Source organism: Kordia zhangzhouensis (assembly GCF_001005305.1).
Classification (GTDB): domain Bacteria; phylum Bacteroidota; class Bacteroidia; order Flavobacteriales; family Flavobacteriaceae; genus Kordia; species Kordia zhangzhouensis.
Genome location: NZ_LBMH01000002.1, coordinates 244,268 through 268,199, shown reverse-complemented (window position 1 = coordinate 268,199; position 23,932 = coordinate 244,268). Strand labels below are relative to the sequence as shown.

17 protein-coding genes are annotated in these 23,932 nt (G+C 33.6%); 7 read left to right on the top strand and 10 right to left on the bottom strand.

Annotation, left to right across the window (positions count from 1 at the left end; translation table 11 throughout):
- Positions 1–170 precede the first annotated feature (170 nt).
- The 4 genes from AA088_RS02640 to AA088_RS02625 all read right to left on the bottom strand — a co-directional run bounded on the left by AA088_RS02640 (position 171) and on the right by AA088_RS02625 (position 3,619).
- Positions 171–1,160: an aspartate-semialdehyde dehydrogenase gene (locus tag AA088_RS02640; protein WP_046743398.1), complete on the bottom strand. Its 990-nt coding sequence runs from the start codon at positions 1,158–1,160 to the stop codon at positions 171–173.
- Between the two features lie 193 nt (positions 1,161–1,353).
- The gene (mscL, locus tag AA088_RS02635) at positions 1,354–1,770 is read right to left on the bottom strand and encodes a large conductance mechanosensitive channel protein MscL (protein ID WP_046743397.1); all 417 of its coding nucleotides are present in this window, start codon (positions 1,768–1,770) and stop codon (positions 1,354–1,356) included.
- 86 nt (positions 1,771–1,856) lie between these two features.
- Positions 1,857–2,966 (bottom strand): alanine racemase, encoded by a 1,110-nt coding sequence (gene alr / locus AA088_RS02630; RefSeq protein ID WP_046743396.1) that lies wholly within the window; start codon positions 2,964–2,966, stop codon positions 1,857–1,859.
- Between the two features lie 8 nt (positions 2,967–2,974).
- The gene (locus AA088_RS02625) at positions 2,975–3,619 is read right to left on the bottom strand and encodes a thymidine kinase (RefSeq protein WP_046743395.1); all 645 of its coding nucleotides are present in this window, start codon (positions 3,617–3,619) and stop codon (positions 2,975–2,977) included.
- 103 nt (positions 3,620–3,722) lie between these two features.
- Between AA088_RS02625 and AA088_RS02620 the strand changes: the two genes are divergently transcribed.
- Entirely contained in the window at positions 3,723–4,562 is an 840-nt protein-coding gene (locus AA088_RS02620) for a hypothetical protein (RefSeq protein ID WP_046743394.1), read from the top strand.
- A gap of 53 nt (positions 4,563–4,615) precedes the next feature.
- On the opposite strand, the gene AA088_RS02615 is transcribed toward AA088_RS02620, so the two are convergent.
- Positions 4,616–8,680: a T9SS C-terminal target domain-containing protein gene (locus AA088_RS02615; RefSeq protein WP_046743393.1), complete on the bottom strand. Its 4,065-nt coding sequence runs from the start codon at positions 8,678–8,680 to the stop codon at positions 4,616–4,618.
- Between the two features lie 137 nt (positions 8,681–8,817).
- Here AA088_RS02615 and rsmI point away from each other — a divergent pair, with 137 nt between their 5' ends.
- Positions 8,818–9,489: a 16S rRNA (cytidine(1402)-2'-O)-methyltransferase gene (rsmI, locus tag AA088_RS02610; RefSeq protein WP_046743392.1), complete on the top strand. Its 672-nt coding sequence runs from the start codon at positions 8,818–8,820 to the stop codon at positions 9,487–9,489.
- Positions 9,490–9,523: 34 nt separating this feature from the next.
- Here rsmI and AA088_RS17515 read toward each other — a convergent pair whose 3' ends face one another.
- Together AA088_RS17515 and AA088_RS02600 are read right to left on the bottom strand one after the other, a co-directional pair.
- Positions 9,524–9,958: a glycosyltransferase gene (locus tag AA088_RS17515; RefSeq protein ID WP_052752755.1), complete on the bottom strand. Its 435-nt coding sequence runs from the start codon at positions 9,956–9,958 to the stop codon at positions 9,524–9,526.
- 51 nt (positions 9,959–10,009) lie between these two features.
- A complete protein-coding gene (locus AA088_RS02600) occupies positions 10,010–11,185 on the bottom strand; it encodes a response regulator (RefSeq protein WP_046743391.1) in 1,176 nt (391 codons plus the stop codon).
- 309 nt (positions 11,186–11,494) lie between these two features.
- On the opposite strand from AA088_RS02600, the gene AA088_RS02595 reads away from it, so the two are divergent.
- From AA088_RS02595 to AA088_RS02580, 4 genes are all read left to right on the top strand, one after another.
- Positions 11,495–14,575: a membrane protein gene (locus tag AA088_RS02595; protein WP_046743390.1), complete on the top strand. Its 3,081-nt coding sequence runs from the start codon at positions 11,495–11,497 to the stop codon at positions 14,573–14,575.
- Positions 14,572–15,783, top strand: coding sequence for a hypothetical protein (locus AA088_RS02590; RefSeq protein ID WP_241483373.1), 1,212 nt, complete (start codon positions 14,572–14,574; stop codon positions 15,781–15,783). Before AA088_RS02595 ends, AA088_RS02590 begins: the two co-directional genes overlap by 4 nt.
- A complete protein-coding gene (locus AA088_RS02585) occupies positions 15,780–17,294 on the top strand; it encodes a glycoside hydrolase family 2 TIM barrel-domain containing protein (protein ID WP_046743389.1) in 1,515 nt (504 codons plus the stop codon). Before AA088_RS02590 ends, AA088_RS02585 begins: the two co-directional genes overlap by 4 nt.
- Before the next feature lie 170 nt (positions 17,295–17,464).
- Positions 17,465–18,610, top strand: coding sequence for a hypothetical protein (locus AA088_RS02580; protein WP_156168370.1), 1,146 nt, complete (start codon positions 17,465–17,467; stop codon positions 18,608–18,610).
- A gap of 29 nt (positions 18,611–18,639) precedes the next feature.
- Here AA088_RS02580 and AA088_RS02575 read toward each other — a convergent pair whose 3' ends face one another.
- The 3 genes from AA088_RS02575 to AA088_RS02565 form a co-directional block, all read right to left on the bottom strand.
- The gene (locus AA088_RS02575) at positions 18,640–19,848 is read right to left on the bottom strand and encodes a glycosyltransferase (RefSeq protein WP_046743387.1); all 1,209 of its coding nucleotides are present in this window, start codon (positions 19,846–19,848) and stop codon (positions 18,640–18,642) included.
- A gap of 160 nt (positions 19,849–20,008) precedes the next feature.
- The gene (locus AA088_RS02570; protein WP_046743386.1) at positions 20,009–21,241 is read right to left on the bottom strand and encodes an oligosaccharide flippase family protein; all 1,233 of its coding nucleotides are present in this window, start codon (positions 21,239–21,241) and stop codon (positions 20,009–20,011) included.
- 87 nt (positions 21,242–21,328) lie between these two features.
- The gene (locus AA088_RS02565) at positions 21,329–21,607 is read right to left on the bottom strand and encodes a hypothetical protein (RefSeq protein WP_046743385.1); all 279 of its coding nucleotides are present in this window, start codon (positions 21,605–21,607) and stop codon (positions 21,329–21,331) included.
- Positions 21,608–21,817: 210 nt separating this feature from the next.
- On the opposite strand from AA088_RS02565, the gene AA088_RS02560 reads away from it, so the two are divergent.
- Positions 21,818–23,806, top strand: a complete 1,989-nt coding sequence (locus AA088_RS02560) for a tetratricopeptide repeat protein (protein ID WP_241483372.1) — start codon at positions 21,818–21,820, stop codon at positions 23,804–23,806.
- The last annotated feature ends 126 nt before the right edge of the window (positions 23,807–23,932 follow it).

Here is a 23,932-nt window from a genome sequence, read left to right as displayed (position 1 = left end):
TAGTGTTAGAGTTCTTTGAAGATAAGAAAAAGAAAGTGGATTTTCTAAATATTTCGACAACAGGAGTATTTATTCTTTGGTAATAACTATCTAATTTGTAGATGTTTGAAAAAAATAAGGACGCAGAATAATTCTGCATCCTTAAAGAAAGATTATTTATTTTTAATAAATCAAACCAACTTATTGGCTACCAAATGCTGTGCAATTTGAACTGCATTGGTGGCAGCGCCTTTTCGTAAATTGTCTGACACAATCCACATATTTAAAGAATTGGGTTGCGAACCATCTCGACGAATTCTTCCGACAAAAACATCATCTTTTCCTTCGGCATAGATTGGCATTGGATATACATTTACATCGGGATTGTCTTGAACAATAACTCCTGGAGATTCATGTAGTAATTTACGAACCTCGTCGATATCAAAGTCATTTTCAAATTCTACATTTACACTTTCAGAGTGTCCGCCAACTACAGGAATTCTAATAGCTGTTGCTGTAATAGCAATACTTTTATCATCCAAAATTTTTTGTGTTTCCCGCACCAATTTCATTTCTTCTTTAGTGTAACCATTGTTTTCAAAAACATCACAATGTGGCAATGCATTTCGGTGAATAGGATATGGATATGCCATTTCTCCTTTTTGACCAGCATATTCATTTTCGAGCTGCTGTACGGCTTTGACACCAGTTCCTGTAATAGATTGATAGGTTGAAACGACGATTCGTTTGATTTTATATTTTTTATGTAAAGGAGCTAGAGCAACCACCATTTGAATGGTAGAACAATTAGGATTAGCGATAATTTTATCAGTACGTGTCAACTCATTCGCATTGATTTCTGGAACTACTAATTTTTTTGTGTGATCCATTCGCCATGCAGAAGAATTATCAATGACAGTTGTTCCAACTGCTTCAAATTTTGGTGCCCATTCAAGCGACGTATTTCCTCCTGCAGAAAATAATGCAATATCAGGTTGAGCATTTACAGCATCTTGCATACTTACAATAGGATACGCTTTTCCTTGATAATTGATTTCTTTTCCAACGGATCTTTCTGAAGCTACAGGAATTAGCGTTGAAACAGGGAAATTCTGTTCAGCTAATACTTGAAGCATAACAGTTCCTACCATACCTGTGGCTCCAACAACAGCTACTTTCATAGTTTTTATTTTTTTAGACTTTTATATTGATGGTAAAAATTGTCTTTTACCTTGATTTTTTAGCAAAATTAGTAATAAATATAGCGCAGACAGTATAAAAAAAGTAAATTCTCAAAAATATCACATAAAGTTATATATAACACAAAAGCCACTCAATATTGAGTGGCTTTTACGTGATTTTATGTATTGATTATTATTTTTGATCTTTTAATAAATCTCTAATTTGAGTTAGTAATTCTTCTTGAGTTGGACCTGCTGGTGGTGCTGGTTCTTCTTCTTTTTTCGTTCTTGTTTTGTTATATGCTTTTACAATCATAAACATTACAAATCCTACAATAATCAAGTTTACAATCGAGTTGATCCAAATACCATATGATATTACAGCACTTCCTGCTTCTTTTGCAGCTTCTACGGTTTCATATTCTTTCCCATCTAAAGTAATGAATAAGTTGGCAAAGTCAGTTCCACCAGTAAAGTATCCTACAAATGGCATCACGATATTGTCTACAAAACCTTTTACAACAGCTCCAATAGCACCAGCCATGATTACCGCAACGGCAAGATCCACGACATTTCCTGTCATGATAAACTTCTTAAATTCTTTTAACATAATGTGTAGTTATTAGTTATTATTGAATCTAAAAATAGTAAAAATTACGTTAGATTTCAATTTGCTGTGATTAACTTTTTGTTGAGTTATCGAAGAAAGATGCGTTTTATTCGTTGAGAGATTGCTGTTAGCAGTTCATAGGAAATGGTATTTACTTTTGCAGCAAGTTCCTCGGCGGTTTGTCCTTCACCAAAAATAATGACTTCGTCTCCTTCATCACAACGGATACCTGTAATATTTACCATGATCATATCCATACACACATTTCCAATGATAGGCGCTTTTTTTCCATTAATTAAGACGCTTCCAACACCATTTCCAAATCTTCTATTGATTCCATCAGCATGTCCAAGAGGTATCGTTGCAATTGTTGTGAAATCTTCTGCAACAAAAGCACGATTATAACCAACACTTTCTCCTTTTTCAATACGGTGAATTTGAGAAATGACTGATTTTAAAGAAGCAATAGGACGTAAGTTTTTAGCATATTTAGGATCATTTCCAAAACCATATAAACCGATTCCTGAGCGAACCATGTCAAAATGTGCTTCAGGATAGTTCAAAATACCAGAGGTATTGGTCATATGCTTCATCGGTTTGTAAGGCAATCCTTTTTCAAACGCTTCCGCCACGTTATTAAACAAACGAATTTGATTTTGTGTAAACGTTTTTTCGTTGGCATCTTCAGAGGCAGCTAGATGTGAAAATATTGAAACTGCTTTGATTTGCGAAAGTGTTTTCAGTTTTTGAACGACATGCGGAGCATCTGTATGGAAAAAGCCCAAACGGTTCAATCCTGTATTGAATTTTATATGAACAGGATAGTCTTTTTTTCCTTGTTTGGCAGCTTCTTTTGCAAAGGCTGTTAAAATGCGGTCGTTATATAAACTCGGCTCCAAGTTGTAAGCTATGGCATGTTTTAAATTGATAAGCTGTGGATGTAATACCAAGATAGGAGTGGTAATGCCAGCAGCTCGTAGATAGGCACCTTCTCTAATATAGGCAACAGCAAAATAGTCAACATTGAGCTCATCTTGCAAGTATTTAGCAATTTCAGTAGCATCACTTCCGTAGCCAAATGCTTTGACAACGGCAAGCATTTTCGTTCCTGCTTTTGTTTTGGATTTTAAAAATTCAAAATTTTGTTGGAGAGCTTTAAAATTTATCTCTAAAACAGATTCTTGTACGTGTAGCATTATGGTAGTTAATTGTCAGATGATTGTTTTGGAATTACTTCTTCCGCATCGTCAACTTCAATCTCTTTTACAGATTCTTTAAGCATTGCTTTGTAAAAAGCGCCACGACTTAGGGGTTCGTATTCGTCTGTTTCTCCAAGTAAAACTAGATCGTCACTTTTAGATTTTCTGAAACTATATTGTGCTAGATTTCCAGTGCGTGTACAAACGGCATGTACTTTCGTCACATATTCGGCAGTAGCCATTAGGGCAGGCATAGGACCAAAGGGATTTCCTTTAAAGTCCATATCTAATCCAGCTACGATTACTCGAATTCCTTTGTTAGCCAAGTCATTACATACAGCAACAATTCCATCATCAAAAAATTGGGCTTCATCAATCCCAACAACATCACAATCATCGGCTAATAAACGGATATTAGCTGCAGCAGGGACAGGCGTTGAACGAATTTCGTTTGCGTCGTGAGATACAACTTTTTCTTCATCATAACGAATATCAACAGCAGGTTTGAAGATTTCTACTTTTTGCTTTGCAAATTGTGCTCTTTTGAGTCTACGGATCAGTTCTTCGGTTTTTCCAGAGAACATTGAACCACAAATAACTTCAATCCAACCAAATTGTTCTTTATGATTTACTGTATTTTCGAGAAACATTTTGTAATTTTCAAGTCGAAAACGAATTTATACTCGTTTTTGTAAAGGTGGAACAAATTTATTAAAAAACCAAAGGTTATACAACGACATTAGTTTAAAAATTATGAAGAAAAAATTAGAAGGAGATTTAGTGAGTATCGCACATCGAATCCTTAAATTAAAAGGGAAAGAGGACGTTGTAGCATTGCATAAAGAAGCGAAGGAAGTTTTTGAAAAATTGTCGGTGCTCTTATTTTTTGAAGAGCAGTTTAAAGACACTGTTCCTGATTATGCAGACTCTTCTTTTTTTCAAACTTTAGAGAATGTGTATAATCATGATAAGGTTGAAAAAAATGCAGAAGAAGAGGAAATTATTCGTCATCATTTAGTGAGTGAAGATCCTGAACAAGACGAACTAATAGAGCCTTTAATGGAAACTATTAAAGATATGGTGGCGGAAATGCCAGAAGATGATGACAACGGTTCAGAAGAAGTAGAGATACAAATTCCTCAAAAACCAACACCATCTGCTCCAAAACAAGAAACACTCGAAGATATTTTGGCAGATGTGTTGCCACAACCCACATTTGTAAAAAGTGATGAGGTTGTTAATAATAATGTTGTAGACGCTTCTGCTGTAGAAACCGTAACTAAAGAGGTGACAACTAAAGTTGAAGTTGAGGTTAAAGCAACAAAAACAGAGACCAAACCTAAATCGTTGAACGATCGATTAAATACAGGAATTTCCATAGGTTTAAATGATCGTATTGCGTTTACGAAACATTTATTTGATGGCAATCAAGAAGATTATAATAGAGTAATTTCGCAGTTAAATACTTCAGAAACAGAAACTGCAGCCAAAGACTTTATTTATAATATGATTAAGCCCGAATATAATAATTGGGTAGGCAAGGAAGAATACGAAGATCGTTTTATTGAAATTATTGAGCGGAAGTTTGCCTAAGCAAGGATTTTTTTAGAATACAAATAGAAAACTACTAACAATCAAGGAGATTGTTAGTAGTTTAAGTATATCCATCCTGTTTTTTTGATTGTATTTTCTTGTAATTTAAGAATATAGAAGTAGGTTCCTATGGGTAATCGTTCATTATTGCCCAATAAAACTAGGTTTTGATTGCTTCTGCCATTCCAGTCGTTTGCATAATTTTTAGTTTGATACACTACTGTTCCCCAACGATTGAAAATAATCAATTCATTATCATTATAATTCTCTAGACAATTTATTTCCCAAACATCATTTATATGATCATTGTTTGGAGAAAATCCACTTGGAATTTCTAAACAATCTGGAAATGTAGTGGCATTAGCAGAATTGTTAGCGATGTTTAAGTCGGTTTCTGAGAGATTCGTAATTTGAACAATATTTGTATAATCATCACTATCAACTACGATAACATGTAATGTTAATGTTGCTGAACTTCCAGCGGGAAGAGATGAAATAGTCCATACTTGAGAAGTATTATTATATAATCCAATACTTGCATTATGTGAATTATATTCATAACCATTAGGAAGCAATTCTTCCACGATAATATTGGTTGCTTCAGTATTGCTATAGTTGGTTATTGTTATAGTAAATTGAATAGTTTCATTAATAGAAGGAGTTTGTGTATCAACTTCTTTTTCTATTCCTAAATCTACACAAGAAATTGCTGTAACAGAGACCATTTCTCGAGCAATCCCAGGACAATTATTTTCGTTCAAGACTTCTATTTCATATACTGTATTTGCCAAAATAACAGGTGTTTCATACGCTGTTCCTGTAAATATAGGTTGTGTAGGGTTTGATGTGTCGTACCAGTTGTAGGTATAGTTGGTAATAGGATTGTCAATTGTAAGTATGGTAGTGCTTCCTATACATGTTTCAGTATTGCTTACAGTTATGTTGATGTTATCATGAACTTCAAAAACGCTTAGTTGTAGTTGTATTTCATCATCGTCTGTAATTCCATCTCCTAAATCATCCACATCAAAACTTGTATTAACATCACTATCTAAATCAATAGTACTTGTTGCGGTAATTTCGGCAGTTACTTCAAATTGATTCGCAATGCTTGAATCGATATCTAAAATCGTAGTGATAATTGTTGCGGTAAATGTATTGTTTCCTGCATTACTAGATATTGAAATTCCTGAGAGTTCCCAAATTCCTGATACATTCGAATAAGTTCCGCCTACATCATCTGAAATAAATGTAAATCCAGAAACACTTAAATTACTTTCTATCGCAACAGCTGTAACATCATCAGGGCCATTATTTGTAATTGTCAGCGTAAATATAGCTTCATCACCTTCACAATATTGTGTCTGGTTTGGCGTCATTGAAATTTCCAGATCTGCACTTGGCGGAATAGGTAATACATTTAAGGTTGCAAAAGTGCTTGTAGCATCAATATTATTTAAGTTTGAAAAATTTGAAAATTCATTTGTATAAAAATTGGGTGAGTTGGATGTAACAAGAACTGAAAAGGAGCAATTGGCAACACCATCCGGAAAAACCAAATTTGCAATTCCCACAAAGTCATCATTTGCTAGACCTACAAAATCAGCCGTACAACCATTACTTTGTACCCAAGTTGGTGAGCTTGCCAAAACGATTCCAGAGGGCAAATTATCTGTAAAGGAAATACCTGATTGTGCAGCGTTTCCAGGAGTGTTTTGAATTGTAAATGTTAGAAGGGAAGTTTCAGAAGTAAAGATTTCATTAGGTGTAAAGTTTTTAGTTACACTTGGTGATAATACTTGCGCACTAGAAATAGAAATATTAGTACTTGGATCTGCTTCTGAATTATTGGCAGGGTCTGGTTGAACTTCTGCAATATTGTTAAAAGAACCTCCAAAACTTGGCGATGAAACAGGAATGATAATCTGAATAGTCGCATCAGGTTCTAAAATAGGAATGAACCCAGAAACTTCATTGGTAGTATTATCTATTGAAAAAGAAGGTATGCAAGTTGCATTTCCATTGGTAATTGTACATGTCGGAGCTCCCGTTATTGTAAAAGCACTATTTACGTTCGTAGAAAAGAACGCATTTGTTGCTGTTGAACTTACAATACTATTGGTAATATCTACAATCCAATTAAAATTTGAATTGATAGGAATTGTAGCTTGTGAAGGATACGTCTGAATAATCAAATCAACACAAGAGGTTAGGTAACTTACTTCAGAAGCTGTTTGAGTTGAATTTGCTAAACCTACAATGCTCACAGAAGCAGCATTTTCTACAGGAACAACCAAGTCAGAACATTGAGGATTCCAGTTTACGACAACTTCAAAAGTTATAGTACTTTGTGTAGGTAATATCCAATTTTCTGCTTCTGTAATTTCCCAGAAAACTTCATCAATTTGTGTAAGCTCACTTCCTATATTGGCATTGGTTATATTATAACAATCTGCTGTTCCCGTTGTTTGAATACAAGTTACAGACTGTAACACTCCTGTGGCTGTTGAGGTTCCTCCATAAAAATCAATTAAAGTTAAAGGAATATCATTCGTATTATTATTAGCAACGGTAATATGGTAAGTTACGTCTCCCCAGGGCATTGGGTTTGTATCCGAACCACCTATAGGTAATGATGGACTTACTTGTGTTTTGGTTATAGAAACATTGTCAGGGGTTATGCAATCGTTCGTACCTGTTGCTTGTGGGAGTAATATGGTATCAAAATCATTGTTATTGCCCAAATCACAATCTATGTGTTGTAAAACATTTGCTGTAGTTCTGTATGGAGAATCTATAATACCATCAGTTGGGCAAACCGGTTCTGTATAATCTACAATTGTTTCTATTACGATTACAGTGCCTACAGGAATTTGAAAATTTTCGATTTGCCAAAATTGTTCTTGAATATCAAAGGTCAGGTCAGCACATGTTATGCCTCCTGTTGTACTGATACATGTAATGCTGACAAATTCCCAAGGGATGCCTAAATTTTGCATAAAAAACTGAATAGATGTATCTAACGGACCATTATTTACCAATGTAGTTTGATATGTTACCTGTTGATTAAAGTCAGAGAGAACAGGACCAGGCATTGGATCTATTTGTTCGGTAGCAATACTTACATCCGTACACGGACATTCAGTAGAAAAGAGCAAATCTGTAATTTCAATATTTGATTGATTTGAATTTGTATTATTTTCCGCAAGAACTAATTGTACAAAACTTTGAATGATAATTAAGTCAGAATCAATTCCGCAATCTCCTTCGGTATATTCAAAAACAACCCTAAAAGAGAGGCTACCTTGAGAGGGAAAAATAATTTCTTCAGGAATACCATATACTTGTTGAATGGGAACAATCATAGTAGGGTTTCCTGGTAATACGCCAAAATCGGTCGGACACAAAACACCATTAGTACTTCCCAAACATTCAAGTGATAGTAACTGCAAAGTAGCACTTCCGTTTACAGAATTAGACTGTAATCCTTGAAACAATAAAAAACTATCAAGAGGATATTGTACACTACTATTATTGGTAATTGTAAACTCGAATGTAACTTGATCGCCCCAAGCAGAAATACCAGTTCCTGAAACAGGGTTGACTTGTTGGTAGGTTACTGAAAAATCTAATGGTACATAGGTAACATCCATAGAAACAATAGAAGTATTGTTATTGGGAGTGCTATCTGTGGTTCCGTTGGGAGGAGTTACCGTAGCTGTAGTTGAAATTCCTCCCGAAAACTTAGGAGCTCTTGCTAAAATCCTTATTTGAACACTTGATGCATTGGGCATATTGGGAAGTGTCGCTGTTACTATGGCTGTATTAGCATTGTAAGTAAGACTAGTTGCTAAATTTGCTCCTCCAACAGCATTGATACTTTCTACAGATAAGGCTTCTACATTAGCATTAAGTTGTTGTAAAAATGTAGCATTGCTCACAGCATTACCAGAATTACTGATTGTGACTGTATAGTAAAACTCTTCAAAAAGAACAACATTGGAAATAGGAGTTCCGTTCAAATTTGTTACTTCTATACTGGTAGATAAGTCTGTGGTTTGACTCCATCCAGTATATAAGCTAAAAAGAAGAAGGATAGGTAGGTATAGTTGTTTCATATTATTATTAATGATGTGGAAATCCTATAAGGTTGCGTATATATAACAATAAAGATAGAGGAATTACGACTTATATTCTTTTAATAGTTACTTTTGAACTGTATTTTAATAAGAACTTCAACTTTAAAATGTAGACCATCATGAAACTTTATATTGTGCCAACACCTATTGGAAACTTACAAGACATGACATTTAGAGCTATTGAAGTTTTAAAAAATGTAGATGTAATCTTGGCAGAAGATACACGCACAAGTGGAAAACTATTGAAACATTTTGAAATTAGTACACCAATGCAAAGTCATCATATGCACAATGAACATAAAACAATGGAAACGTTGGTAAAACGCATGCAGGCGGGTGAAACGTTTGCTTTAATTAGTGATGCGGGAACACCAGCTATTTCTGACCCAGGGTTTTTATTAACGCGTGAATGCATTGCTAATGATATTCCTGTAGAGTGTTTGCCAGGAGCTACAGCATTTGTTCCTGCCTTGGTCAATAGTGGTTTGCCAAATGATAAATTTGTGTTTGAAGGATTTTTACCGGTAAAAAAAGGGAGGCAAACACGATTAAAACTTTTAGCAGAAGAAACTAGAACGATGATTTTTTATGAGTCACCACATAAATTGACCAAAACACTAGGACATTTCTGCGAATATTTTGGCGATGAGCGTCACGTTTCAGTTTCTCGCGAACTAACCAAACTTTATGAAGAAACCTTTCGAGGAACAGCAAAAGAAGTCCTGACACATTATGAAAACAAACCTCCCAAAGGAGAAATTGTTATCATAGTGGAAGGAAAAAAATAAAACACTCTTTAATGTATCGCAGAGTATTTACAATTTAACAAGCTCTTTCCAAGATTCCGCGAAGAGAGAATACATTTTTATGGACAATTCTTTTCGTTTTATTAAAAATACTCACTACAATTCCTTTTTTTTCTTCAATAATGTGAAAAACATTTGTCAAAAGCTTGATATCCTTACGATGAAATTTTTGCAAACATAAAATATAAGGGAATTCCTTTTTGCTAGTCAAGTAGCGAACTCCAGCTTTTATAGCTGCATTATGCCCACGATCTTTTTTAACATCAATAGTTGCGATTTGGATAGGGACTTCTTCTTTAATTTCATGTAGCTTTTTTAATGTACCATCAGTACTTCCATTGTTGACAAAACAAATTTCTAAGCGAGTTTTGTTAGCCAAGATGTCTGTAAATTGTTGTACGTCGATATCTTTTTCATTATTCCGAAATACAATCAGAATTCCAATTTTCATAAATAGTAGGTTTAGGGGAAATTAGGGGAAACGTATATATATTTTTTAGAGTTAAATAACGGTAAGACTTGTGTTTTTAGGAATACTTTTTTTTCCTCGATATGACCATGCAATTTGTCCTAACTGACCAATAATTTTGATTGAATCTTTCATAGACAGTTTTGAACCATCTGCATGAATCCAACGCTTAAGAGGCTTTTCACACATCATTGCTTTGGCTTTATCAAGTCCGAAATGCTTGCGCATACGCATGAAAATTTCTACATCAAATAACCATTTAGTAATGAATTTTTTATCAAACGCCAGTTGAATTACATCTTTATGAAAGATTTTAGCACCGCATTGCGTATCTTTAAAATTCATAGCTAAAATTGTTCGAATAATTAGATTAATAGTCATGCTGATAATTTTTCGAGCAGATTCTTTTGTAATATTTGCGCCCATTCTACTAATTCTTGAACCACTCACAATCTTAAAATTAGAGTTTTCTATAGTAGAAACTAAGTCGTCAAAATCTGCGAGATCTGTAGACAAATCGGCATCTAAGAATCCTATATAATCTAAATCTTCCTGTTGTGCCATGTGCAACATGCCTAAACGAACGGCTTCGGCTTTGCCTCCATTTTTTTCGCAATTGTATACTGTAATAAAATCTTCTCTTCCTTTCTGCAAATTGTGTAAAACTTCTAAAGTAGTATCCTTGCTTCCGTCATTTACAAAGCACAATCGATAACCAGAGTTGCGATCGACAAAATCAGTAAACTCTTTACTTAACAAACGTTCGGCTTCATTATAACAAGGTATTACAACACCCACACAACGCTGTTGTATCATTACGGTTTCTTTATGAGCTACTGTTTCTGTTCTTGGAACTCCAATCAAACGTTTTACACGAGCGCAGACCTCATTTAGGCTCAGTGGTTTTTTCATATAATCATTTACACCAAGGTCAAACCCTTTTACAATCATTTCATCATCGGTATTTCCCGATAAAATCATTATTGGTGTTTTATCTCCTTTTTGATTTCTAATGTGTTGAACAATCTCCATTCCAGAAATCGTAGGCATATTCATGTCTACAATTACTAGATCAGGATGAAATGTATCATACAATTCGATCCCTTTAAGAGCGTTGGTTTCGGTTAACACTTCATAGCCCAATTCCTGTAATCTATTTTCTAAAGGAATCAATACTAACTTTTGATCGTCTATTGCTAAAATTTTCATAATACATTGTTTTTGAGGTTCAACAACGGTTCAAAAGTAAACTGGATTTGCAGAGTAATTTTTGAGAAACGTGTCAAAAGAATCTATCTTTAGACGAAATGCAATTTCCTTTAGTCCAATTAAAAACGGTACCGTTTATCTTTACTGTAACAAAAAATATTAAGACATATACACGCTAATTAGAAGTATTTAAAAGCATAAAATAAAATGTGAAATCTTTCTTTTTTTGGAGTGTGGTAGTTATTTTTTAATAAAACTTAAAGAAGGAAAATTCACGAGCTCTAATTGAAGGAAGAGCTGAAAAATATTATGGAAAAGGCGACCAACAAATTATTACTAGTAGCATTACTTCTCGGAGTAGCTTTTCATGGTACGTCTATCTTTTTTACGTTAGAAACTACTTATGATGCACTGATTCACTTGTTTTTTGCAGATCATTATGCAAATAGTTGGTTTGAACCGTGGAACTACAAATGGTATACAGGATTTACTGTAATGAGTTATCCGCCGCTCGTACACCAAGCTATTGCTGCTCTGTCTTATATTGGAGGGCTTAAATTTGGGTTGTTTACGGTGGCCATTATCGCTGTATTATTATTTATTACAAGTGTATATCGTTTTTCTTTACTTCTCACTGGAAATAAAAAAGTTGCCGGTTATGCGGCTTTACTGGCGGTTTTTTCATCGTCATTTTTAGAAACATTACACATTTTTGGACAACTGCCTAGTATTGTGGGAATTTCGATATTGATGCATGCTTTGCCAGAAATATATCTGTGGTTAAAAACAGGTAAATACCAATACTTATGTACATCGCTTTCGTTGATTGCGGTAACAGTGACTTCACATCATGTAACGCCTATTTTTGGAATGGTATTCTTCATTTTTCCTCTAATAGGAATGGTAATTATGGATGTTTCCCGTGAACAGGTTAGCACGAATAAAGGAGTTACTTTTATTGTTTTTTGGAAAAACTTTTGGAAGCTATTCAACCGTATTGCGGGTTTTGGCATCTCGTCTTTAGTCGTTATAATAGGATGTATTTTACCATATTGGATTAATTCTAAAAACAATCCTATTACGCAAGTACCAATTCCGCACGGATCGCGAGATCATTTCTTGGAAATTACATCGTCTGGATTGGTTTTTTTTCTAATTCCTTGGGGAGTTTTGTTGTTTTTATTGCCCTATATTTTTTATAGGTATTACAGCAAGCGATACTTATTTTTTGGATTATCAATTTCGTTATTATTCATACTTGGAACTGGTGGCACAACTCCAATTCCTCGAATGATTTTGGGAGAAACTGCATTTAATATTCTAACCTTAGATCGTTTTACATTATGGGCTTCAATTATGTCATTACCGCTTTTTGGAGAATGTATTTACAGATTTGTAGAAACGGATCTTAAAACCATTTTTCAAGAAAAAGTTGGGGTAATTTATCACCGGATTATTGGAGGAGTTTTAGCCATAGTGTTTGTCTTTATGAGCATTTTTACAATGAGTTTGGGTTATTTTAGACCTTCTCAGCCGCAAAAAATTAACATGCTGCCTATCGTGAATTTCTTAAATCAAGATCAACACGATCAATGGCGTTATTTAACCTTGGGATTTGGAGATCAAATGGCTTGGTTGTCTGCGCAAACTAATGCGTTATCTGTTGATGGAAATTACCACTCGGCACGTCGTTTGCCAGAATTAACCACGCGACCTATAGAACGTTTGGAAAATTCAAAATTTAAAGGAGTTGCGGGTATTGGTTCGTTACAACAATTTTTAACCACACCTGAAAAATATAATTTAAAATATATATTTTCGAATGACAAATTCTATGATCCAATACTGTATTTCTGTGGTTGGCAACGTTTATCTCCTTTGGAAAATGGCATCATAGTTTGGGAAAAATTAAACGTTCCGCCCTTATCATCTATATTGCCGAAAGATGAGGTTGCGACCTGGCAAAAACTTGCATGGGGAATTATTCCATTTACGACGGTGATTTTAGCTTTTCTTTTCACTATTCAGCCAGTATTTTTAAGATATATTCAAAGAAAAGAAACAGATGCACACCAATATATAAAGTTTAGCAAAAGCTATTCTAAATTTTCTGAGAGACTCTTTACAATCAATCATATGTGGGCAATTGTATTGGTGATAATTAGTATTTTAGGAATGTATCAACTTTATATTAAAAATGATACTCAGCGATTCCCTGAAAATGTTGTAAAAGCCTATTATGATGCTCTCGATTTTAAAGAATTTGAAAAAGCACACAGTTTTATCAACCCCGAAAATAACTTAACAATTGCACAATACATGCTCGAAATTTCCGCCACGGATGGTTTGTTAAGTTCATATGCAAAACTTGATGCAATCTCTACAAAAATAATGACACAAACGGATAGTTTGGCAACGATACAAGTTGTAACCAAATGGATTACTCCGTTGGAAAAAATAGAAAAAATAACGCATAAAACAGTAATAAAAAAGAATGGCAAATGGTTTTTGGAGGCAGAAAAAGTAACAGCCGATCTTCCGCCAGATCAATTATTTTCTCAAAACAAAACACTTTATTTTAACCATGGAAGAAGACGAATTACAACCGAGCAAACATATCATGAAGATGTATTAAAACAACCGGTATTAGAAATTATTTCAGCAAAATTGGTAAAGCGAAATGGTCATTATGCAATCATTGGCGAAGTACAAAATATAGACAATGTGCCAGCAGATGTCGTACTAAAAGGAACATTGTACAATGATGAAAACAAGGCATTGGCAACATACAACGCTAAATATCATATGAAACATAAATTGATGCCAAAAGAAAGTACGTCATTCCGTATCAATTTTGAAGGGATTGCTTGGTCAAAAGTACAAGATTCTATTTCAGATACATTCAATCCGGATGAATTTACACCCGTTGATTTGGTGGATGAACCTACTAAATTTAATGTACAAGCAGCAGGAAATGTGTCTAGTTCTAATCTTTACAAAAGTATCGTTCTTAGTGATATGGTTGTGACTCCCCAAACAATAACAGGAACTCTTTTTAATAGCGGATTACAGGAAATTACGGTTCCACAATTACTCATTTCCTATTACAATGAAGCCCAAGAAATTTTATGGGTAGATCATCAATTTTTGGATGAAGGAATTCGCCAACAACGAAAACAACCGTTCCATTATCCGATTATACAACAAGACACTATTCAGGTGATTAGTACTAATATGGAGAATTGTTATGTAAATGGATTGCCAAACGCAGACATTTCTAACAAGATTGTTCCCAACAGAAAAACACACAATGTATTACAACAAATAGAAGGTTCGGTATACAGTTACGTCAAGATTGAACTGAATTCTTACATAGGAAACCCAAAATGATGAAATTAAATTACTTTTTATATGGTCTTTTATGGTGTATATCGTCTAGTACGAATAATATCAGTGTGATTAATAACGATTCGATTCGACTAAAAACAGAACAACAAAACTTCACTGCAGGAACAACCATTGTATTAACATTTTCTGGTTCAGAAGATGCTTCTATTAGGTTGTATTGTTCTAATAGTTATGGAACTACATTACTCAATCCAAAAGTGACTACTAATGAATTGCAATATATATTGCCTGCACATATTAGTAATAAAGCTGGTGTTGTTCAATGGAAATTGCTCAATAACGCCTCTTCACTATCAGGAATAGTACACATTGTTCCACAAGAACAACCAGTTTCTTTAGAAACGTATGTTGGTCCGCCAAGTATAGAAGCAGGAAAAACAGACTATACAATGCTAGTTACCATACCAACAGATACTTTTGATAATCCTTTGCCAGAAAACACAAAAGTAACGCTACGACGCCAATTTTTATCAAGTGAACAACAAGATACAATCAAAACAAGTAATTTAATTGCATATCAAAATATGTATGCTCCCATAAAAAGTGGAAGAATGTTACTTGCTACCGAATGTTTAAACTTAAATTCTAAAGAATATACTGTTGAGATTATGCCAGCAATTGCAACAGATTTTGAGATTTTTTCAAAGCGTTCACATGAATATGCAGACGGGAATCAGCTCACAACTTTTACCACTTCAATACTCAAAGATAAGTATGGAAATACAGTTAGCGATGGCACTTACGTAGAATTTATCATCAAAAATGCTCATGGTAACCTATTAAAAACTGTAGGAATGACGATTGATGGTGTAGCAACGGCACAAATGATGCATCCGGATCATGAAGAAACATGGAAAATAAAGGCATATGTAACTGGAATTTCAGAAAGTAACACGCTCTCTTTAACATATAAGCAAGTGGTAAAAGACTTCACAGTTTCGTTTTCAAAAAACAACCGAAATATTGAAGTCGGACCATTACAAAGCTTTATGAAACAACACATTCCAGATGGTTTGCAGGTAATGTTACACATTTCTCAAAATGGAAACGTAGTAAAAAGTGATCTCAAAGAATCGCGAAATGGTTTTGTGAATTTTGAGCTAAATCCAAATGTAATTAGTAATGGAAAGTATGTTATACACATTACTGCGGCAGGAATCACTAAGATATTTAAAGAAATACAACTATGATAAAAACAGATAAGAATATCATGAGAGGATTTTTGGTGTTAACCTATGTGTTCATCATTTCCATGTTAATTTTCCTAGTGAGTTCTGCATTTGGATATCTAAATACGGGAGCCGATAGAAGTCATATGTTGCATACAGAAGTGAAAAAAGAGCAAATATATTTGCCTAAAATGACATGGATTAACGATGGAAATAAAGGAAGAAAACTAGATACACAAACATTAACCCAAATAGAAAATGATTACTTAAATGCTTGGTATATACGACATGTAGCATACAAAACCAATCAAACAGTTGGAATTGACGATTATTATACAGAAAATGCTCGCAAAAACATATTAGAATATGTTGCGCAAAATGAAGAGCAAAAAATCACGATACATACTACGACACTTTCACATGAACCCAATATTGAATTTTTTAGTGAAGATGGACAATTGGTAGTTTTAAAAGATACCAATGTAATAGCATACAAGCAAGTGTATCAAAACGAAACATTTGTGACAGAAACGACAGAGATTGCAAATTATACAGTGATTTTACTATTGGAAGACGGTTTTTGGCGCATTCGCCATTTGGTAAAAGATTCTGTAGAAACACTTCAAAATACGACTCAAACTAAAAAGATAGCAAGTGTAAATTTACAAGGAATCAATTATTATCCACAAGCGACTCCTTGGGATATGTATGGTGATAATTTTGATCTAAAAAGTATCCAAAATGACTTTGAAATTATTAAAAAAGCAGGATTAAATACTATTCGAATCTTTATTCCGTATGAAGATTTTGGCAAAGCCAATGTACAATCGAGCAAACTAGAAAAACTTCAAAAGGTGTTGGATGCTGCTGAAGAGAAACAGCTAAAAGTAATTGCTACTTTGTTTGACTTTTATGGTGATTATAGAATTTTAGACTGGACACTTACGCAGCGACATGCAGAAATGATTGTTACTACTTTTAAAAATCACAAAGCCCTCTTTGCGTGGGACATCAAAAACGAACCTAACTTAGACTTTAAAACACGCGGAAAACAAAACGTAATTGCTTGGTTAGAGAGCATGATTTCATTGGTCAAATCTATTGACAACAAACACTTGCTTACCATAGGTTGGTCAAATATGGAAAGTGCTCACTTATTGCAAAACACTGTTGATTTTGTGTCTTTTCACTATTATGACGCTCCAGCAGATTTTTCTCAACAGTACGCTCAATTAAAATTAAAAGTTACTGATAAACCGATTGTTTTGGGAGAATTTGGACAATCGTCCTACGGTGGTTTTTGGAAACCTTTTGTAGGTTCAGAAAAAAAACAAGCAGCCTATTTCACAGAAATGCTTCAAATTCTTGAAGCAGAAGATATGTCTTATTTGGTTTGGACGCTCTATGATTTTGAAGATATTCCTAGCAAGGTAGTGGGGAAACGCCCGTGGCGTACCAATCCACAAAAAAAGTTTGGTATTATTGACAATAAAGGAAATAAGAAAAAAGCATTTGAGTGTATAGCGCAATAAAAATCTATTAAAACACATTTAAACTAAAAAATTAGTTAAAACTAAATATTTAGTTATATTTGATTGCAATCAAAAAATCAGTAAGAATGTATTTTAAAAAGAAGCTCAAATTTCTCTTCCTTTTTATGGTTGGAATATGTTTTTGGAGATGTTCGGAAGTTTCAAAAAATGTGGAAACCATAGAATTTTCAACCGAATATAAATTCAATTCGCAAATTCAAGAAAAAGTAAAAAAAGATACAGTTGCTTGGAAACATCAAATATCTGCTGCAGATTATGCTTCCAAAGGTGATTATAAAAATGCTTTATTACAATGGGATAACGCTATGAGAGGACGTAATCGTAACTACACACCTTTCCAAAAAGATTCGTTGCATGCTTTATACACAGCAGTACCTGCAAAACATACAATCATAGCTGAGGCTAAAAATCATCAAGTGGTAATTATCAATGAAGCACATCATAATTCAATGCATCGGATGTTTACAAAATCGCTCTTAGAAGACTTGTATACTGTAGGATACCGTTATTTGCTTTTAGAAGCTTTAGCAAATGGTGAATATATGGATGCGGATTTGAATACTAGAAAATATCCTGTACAACAAACGGGTTATTATACCAAAGATCCGCAATTTGGTAATCTTATTCGAACAGCTTTAGCGCTAGGATTTACACTAGTACCTTATGAATCTTCAGAAAATGTCAATGGTAAACAACGAGAGATTGCCCAAGCAAGAAACATCCAAAAAATTATTCAAAATGATCCTTCAGCAAAGTTTTTGATTCACTGCGGATTTGATCATGTGCTTGAAGGAATTCATCGTTCTTGGGAGAAAACCATGGCAGAACGACTGAAAGAATACACAAAAATAGATCCACTTACAATTCATCAAGTATTGTATAGCGAAAAAGGAAACTCACAATTCAATCATCCATTATTGAAGGTTTTTCACATACAAACTTCTTCTGTGTTAATGGATAAAAATAAAAAACCTTTTCCATACAAACGAGGAGAAACTTGGTGCGACCTAGCTGTTTTTCATCCCAATACAATATATATTGATGAAAGACCTGATTGGCTTTTTCAGTATGGAAATCAAAGAGTAATGATTGATTTAACTTCTATAAAGATGTCATTTCCAGTAATGGTTTTAGCCTATATAAAGGGAGAAGATATCAAAACGGCTGTTCCAGTTGATATCACAGAAGTGGCAACCAAAACAACCGTTTGCAGTTTAGGGCTAAAAAAAGGGAGTTATGAAATTATCGTAACTAACGGAAAACAATCCGTAAAATTTAGTGAAACGGTAAAATAAAACCGCTTATACTGTTTTTTGTATCCTTGTTATGAACGTATAGATTTTAATACGCCAATGTTTTTAGTTTTCAGTATGGTTTCAAACAGTTCCAAATACATATCTGTAATGCGCTTCATAGGAAAAGCTGTGGCAGCTTCATAATTGGTTTTACCAAGCGAAATTCTATACACATCATTCATAACAATTGCTTCAATGGCTTTTGCTAAACTATCTGTATTACCAGGTTCAAAAAATTCACCTCGATATCCTTCGTCTTTTACAAGTAAGGCCAAATCGCCTAAATCAGGCATTACAACAGCTTTGCCATAACTTCCAGCTTGGTGTAATACACCCGAACTTCCAGTAGTTGAAGTATAAGGAAACACTACAACAGCACTTTCATTAAATAAAGTTGCAACTGCTGCCTCTGGCACATATCCTGTAAATGTTAGCTGTGGAACATGAGCATATTGTTTTTGAACGCTTGCTAAATACCTAGGCACATTTGGATTATCGGTTCCAGCGATTACAATCTCTAAATCTAAACCTGTTTTTTTACGAACTTTTACTACTGCTTCAATCATAGTTTCTACCTTTTTGTAGGTCCCAAACTTACCAAAAGCCATTACCTTTAGCGCTCCTTTAGGTATTTCATAAGTAGGTTTTTCTGCAATTTCAAATGTTCCATGAGGAATTAGAGTAATATTATCTGCATAATATTTAGCTTCCAAAATATCGACATACTTCTTCATAGTAACAGCTACAATATCAGCTTTGAGTACTAATTTAGTTAGGTTGGTTCCTATAAAATTGTAGATTTTTTGTAGCATTTTGTTGGATGTAAAACCAGCGCTTCCCAAATCAACCTCTTCCAAAATATTGTGTAATAGTACAATAGTAGGAATGTTTTTAATTTTACAAAACCAAGGAATCATCAATCCTAATGCAGCAGGAATTTTTTTATCGCCAAATTTCATAAACTGTAAATTGAACAATACCGCATCTGGTTTGGTTTGCTGAATCGATTTTGTAACCGAGAATATATTTTTATAACTATTAAATTTCCAACATTCTTTTACCGTTACCTTGCAACCATCTTCCGAAAAGTTTAAGTCCTTAGTTTCCGGTGTTTTATCTGTCAACAGAATAATTTCTGTAATAGTTTCTTTTTGACGAAAACTTTTTACCAAATGATAAGCGTATTCATTTAGTGTAACTTTACTAGGCGGATAAGCGGTAACAATGGCAAGCTTCATAATATTTAATTTTAAGTACAATACAAATTTGCACTTTCAACTATTAAAAAATAGACGAGTTGTGCCGAAATGCAATTATGTTTAGACGAAAGGAAAAAGAGTTTAGATTTTGTTTTTACATGTATATTGAATGTAACTTCAAAAGATGTAGCATGATCTACTATTTATTGCTAAAGAAAAATGATAGTTGAACAAATAATAGTAAAACCATAGCAATGATTTGTACATGCACTACTTGAGCAAGATCTTTATGAAAGAAAAAGATTAATAGTACTTGTAACATTCCAAAAACTCCTGAGATTAGTACAGGAATATACTTGTCTAGTGATAAATAGTAATAGGCAAAAATATTAGAGAGCGCAAAAATGCCAGTTGCCAATGCATATTTCCAAAGTAAAGGTGTAATCTCTAAATAGCTTTGCCCAAATAAGATTGAAACTATTTGGGTTGGAAAAATGATACATCCTACAATTATAATTGCAGCAATCACAGCAATATAACTCACGTATTTCAATAAAATTGGCGCCGTGGCTTTTCCTTCTTTTTGTAATTTAACCACGGTAGGTAAAAGCAGCATGACAAACATCCATGCAATAAAATACACAACGCGACCAATAAGCGCTAGCGAGGCATATAATCCAGCTTCATACGATTCAAAATAGTGTTTTACTAGTAAAATATCACTATTGTTAATAATAATCTGTGTTAGTTCGTAAAAAGCTGTGATAACAAAAAAATTACGCACCAATTTGTTCTGCGATTTGGTAAGAAGGCTTTTACTTTTCCAATAAATTTTTGAAATATCAAAAGGAATAAGCCCGCAAAAAAAAGAAGCTAAGATTCCTATAGAAATGATTAACGAAGATTCAATTTTTAAACTGTATAAAAGTACCAATGTAATAAGCAAACGACTTAACATTTCGGCTTGATAAGTTACAGAAAGCGATACCAATTGTTGTTTTCCTTGAAAGATACCTCTATTGATACTCATGATAAAATATAGAGGAACTCCTACTCCGAAAATGATAAACATTGCTGCTGTTGAGGTTTTAAAGAATACTTGTAATTGGTTGGCAAATACAATAATTACACTTCCTAGAATAATACCAAAAAAAATGGCTTTTTTATACATAGCTGCCGCAAAATCCCTGAAAACATTGGCTTCAAATACTACTGAAAACTTTGCAGTAACCAACTGAAATGTCATTGCAATGAATGAGAATATCAACAAAAAAGTAACTAGAATTGCAGCATCTGCAAACTTTTCAGGACCTAAAATTCTCCCTAGCAGCAAATTGTAAACATAATTTCCGCCATTTACCAACAGCACACTTACCATAAACAAATGTGCTGTGGTAAAACGGGTTTTTAGTTTTTTTGTGATAGTAATCATTAGTAATGTGTAATTTTTTTAAAAATTAGGTGTTTACAGTACTCAATACCATATGTTGAAAACAATAAAACATACATTGCATACTTGTTAAGCCACTTGTGAACAATTAAAATCTTGGTAAATATCTTTACAGCCATTTCCAATAACAGAAAACAACTTATAATTGCGCAACGCAATTGCAGTTAGTGTTTTGATACCTTCTACACCATCATGATCAATTTCTGTAATACCATCAATATTGACAACGATATTTTCTTGTTTTTCAATAAGATATTCAAAGTGTATAATGAATGATCTAGTTGTTAACGAATTTAATTTTCCACGTAGTAAAAAAGTCTCGTTTTGTTGTGTGATTTGTAAAGCCATTTTTTTAAGTTTTTGGGATTAATTCTGCTACAAATATCTTTGAAATACCATGAAAAAAGATGTGACGTCGGTGAGATTCAATTTTCTTACGATGAATGATTGATAGGTTGTGCTTAACTTACAATTGTCTAAAAATCAATAACTATGTATATAAAATTTAGGGTCTTTTTCACAGTTATATTTGTTACTGCATTATGTTTCTCACAACAAATGGACGAAGGGTTTTTGTATTTGGAAAACGGAAAGTATCAAGCAGCAGAAACTTTTTTTGAAGATGTTCTTAAGGAGTTTCCAACACATAAAACGGCACGTTTATGTTATGGTCGCGCTGTAGGATTGAATGGGAATGCTCTAAAAGCAAAAAAAATATTTACCAAATTGATAAACGACTATCCAAATGATTTTGAAGTAAAGTTAAATTATGGAGAATCGTTATTATGGAATGGTGAGTTTGATGTTGCGAATGCATACTACCAAAAATTAGTTATTGAAGATTCAACAAGTTTTCCTGCGTTATTAGGGTATGCAAATACCTTATCAAACCTTCAAGAATATGAAAAAGCACTGCAATTTGTAAACAAAGCTTTGGTAGTATCTCCAAAAAATCCAAATGCTCTGGTTTCTAAAAAATATATTTATTTAGGAAATGCCTATCAAAAACAGCAAATGCAACAGTATGAAGCTGCAGAAAGCGTATTAAAACAATGTTTGTCAATTTTTGCTGACGATAAAGACGCATTATTGAACTTAGCAAATTTATACCTAATCGTAAATGCCTTGGAAAAAGCTGAAAAAACCTATACAAGGTTATTAGATAACTCTACAAATAGTACAGACAAAATAAGTGCTATTAATGGATTGGCTTTAGTTGAACATTTAAAAGGAAAAGAAAAATCAGCTTTAAAAATGAGTCAAGTAGCATATGATTCATTAATAGATAAAATAGAAACAAAAGTGCAGCAACAAACGCAAGAGCGTTATATTCAAGCTTTGATTTGGAATAAAAAATTCAAAAAAGCACAAATGTTAATTGACGAGTTGATGAAGAATCAATCAAATGAAAACTGGATACTAGCTTTACGAGCAACTTTGAATGTATATAAAAGCAACTTTAAAGAGAGTTTGAACGATTACGAGCAAATTTTAACCAATGACTCAACTTCTTTCGACGGAAATTTAGGAAAAGCGAACGTATTAAAAGCATTAGGGCGCTATGATGAAGCATATGCTGCTGCAGAAAACACACTGATATTTTATAATAACCAAAAAGATGCAGTTAATTTTATCAAAGAGCTCAACCTAAAATTTTCGCCATTCTATGAAGGAAAAGCATCGTATACATTTGATAATGGAAATAATAAGGCATTCTCTGTAAATAATTCTGTAGAAATTCCTTTTTCTACACGTTTGCGATTGCTCGGAAATTATACGTTTCGAACAACGCATACTACAGGAATAGATAATCAAGCAAACTCACATGCTGTTTCTGCGGGCGTAGCTTATCAATTATTATCAAACTTGGCCATTAAAGGTACATTTGGAGTGACATCTGCGTCAGCAAAAAATAATGAGTACACACAATTACTAGCAGATGTGTTGGTAAATATAAAGCCATTTAAACTACAAACATTGGATATGGGTTACAAGCGTGAACTACAAAGTTTTAATGCAGCGTTGTTGGATCGTGAGATTATGCAAAACCATTTGTATGCAAACTATAACATTAGCTCTAATTTTGGTGTGGGATGGTTTACACAATATTATTATACAACACAAAATGATGATAATTCAAGACATTTGTTATTTACCTCTTTGTATTACACTATGCTGAATACACCTTCTTTAAAAGTTGGTGCAAACTATCAGTATATTACCTTTCAAAATCAAGTTCCAACAATTTATTTTAGTCCCAAACGATTCAATGCTGGCGAAGTTTTTATAAACTTGATAAAAGATGAAAACATTGCCAAAACAGGCGAATGGTTTTACGAACTGACAGCTGCCACAGGACTGCAATACACTGAAAACCTAGAACGCCAAAATACCTATCGTTTTCAGGGAAAAGTAGGCTATAAATTTTCAGACAAAGGCTTTGTGAATATTTTTGGCACACGTAGCAATATTGCTTCTGCTACTGCTGCTGGATTTACCTTTACAGAATTAGGGATACGCTTGAAGTGGTTCTTTCAGAAAAACTAATTTTGCTAACACGCAATTAAAAAGGATTTTTTGAGTAAAAGGTTGATTTGCAAAGTTTCTAAAAACACATAGTTTTTTAAAAATGATGCTAAAAATATTTGTACAATACAACATAGGAGCTTTTAA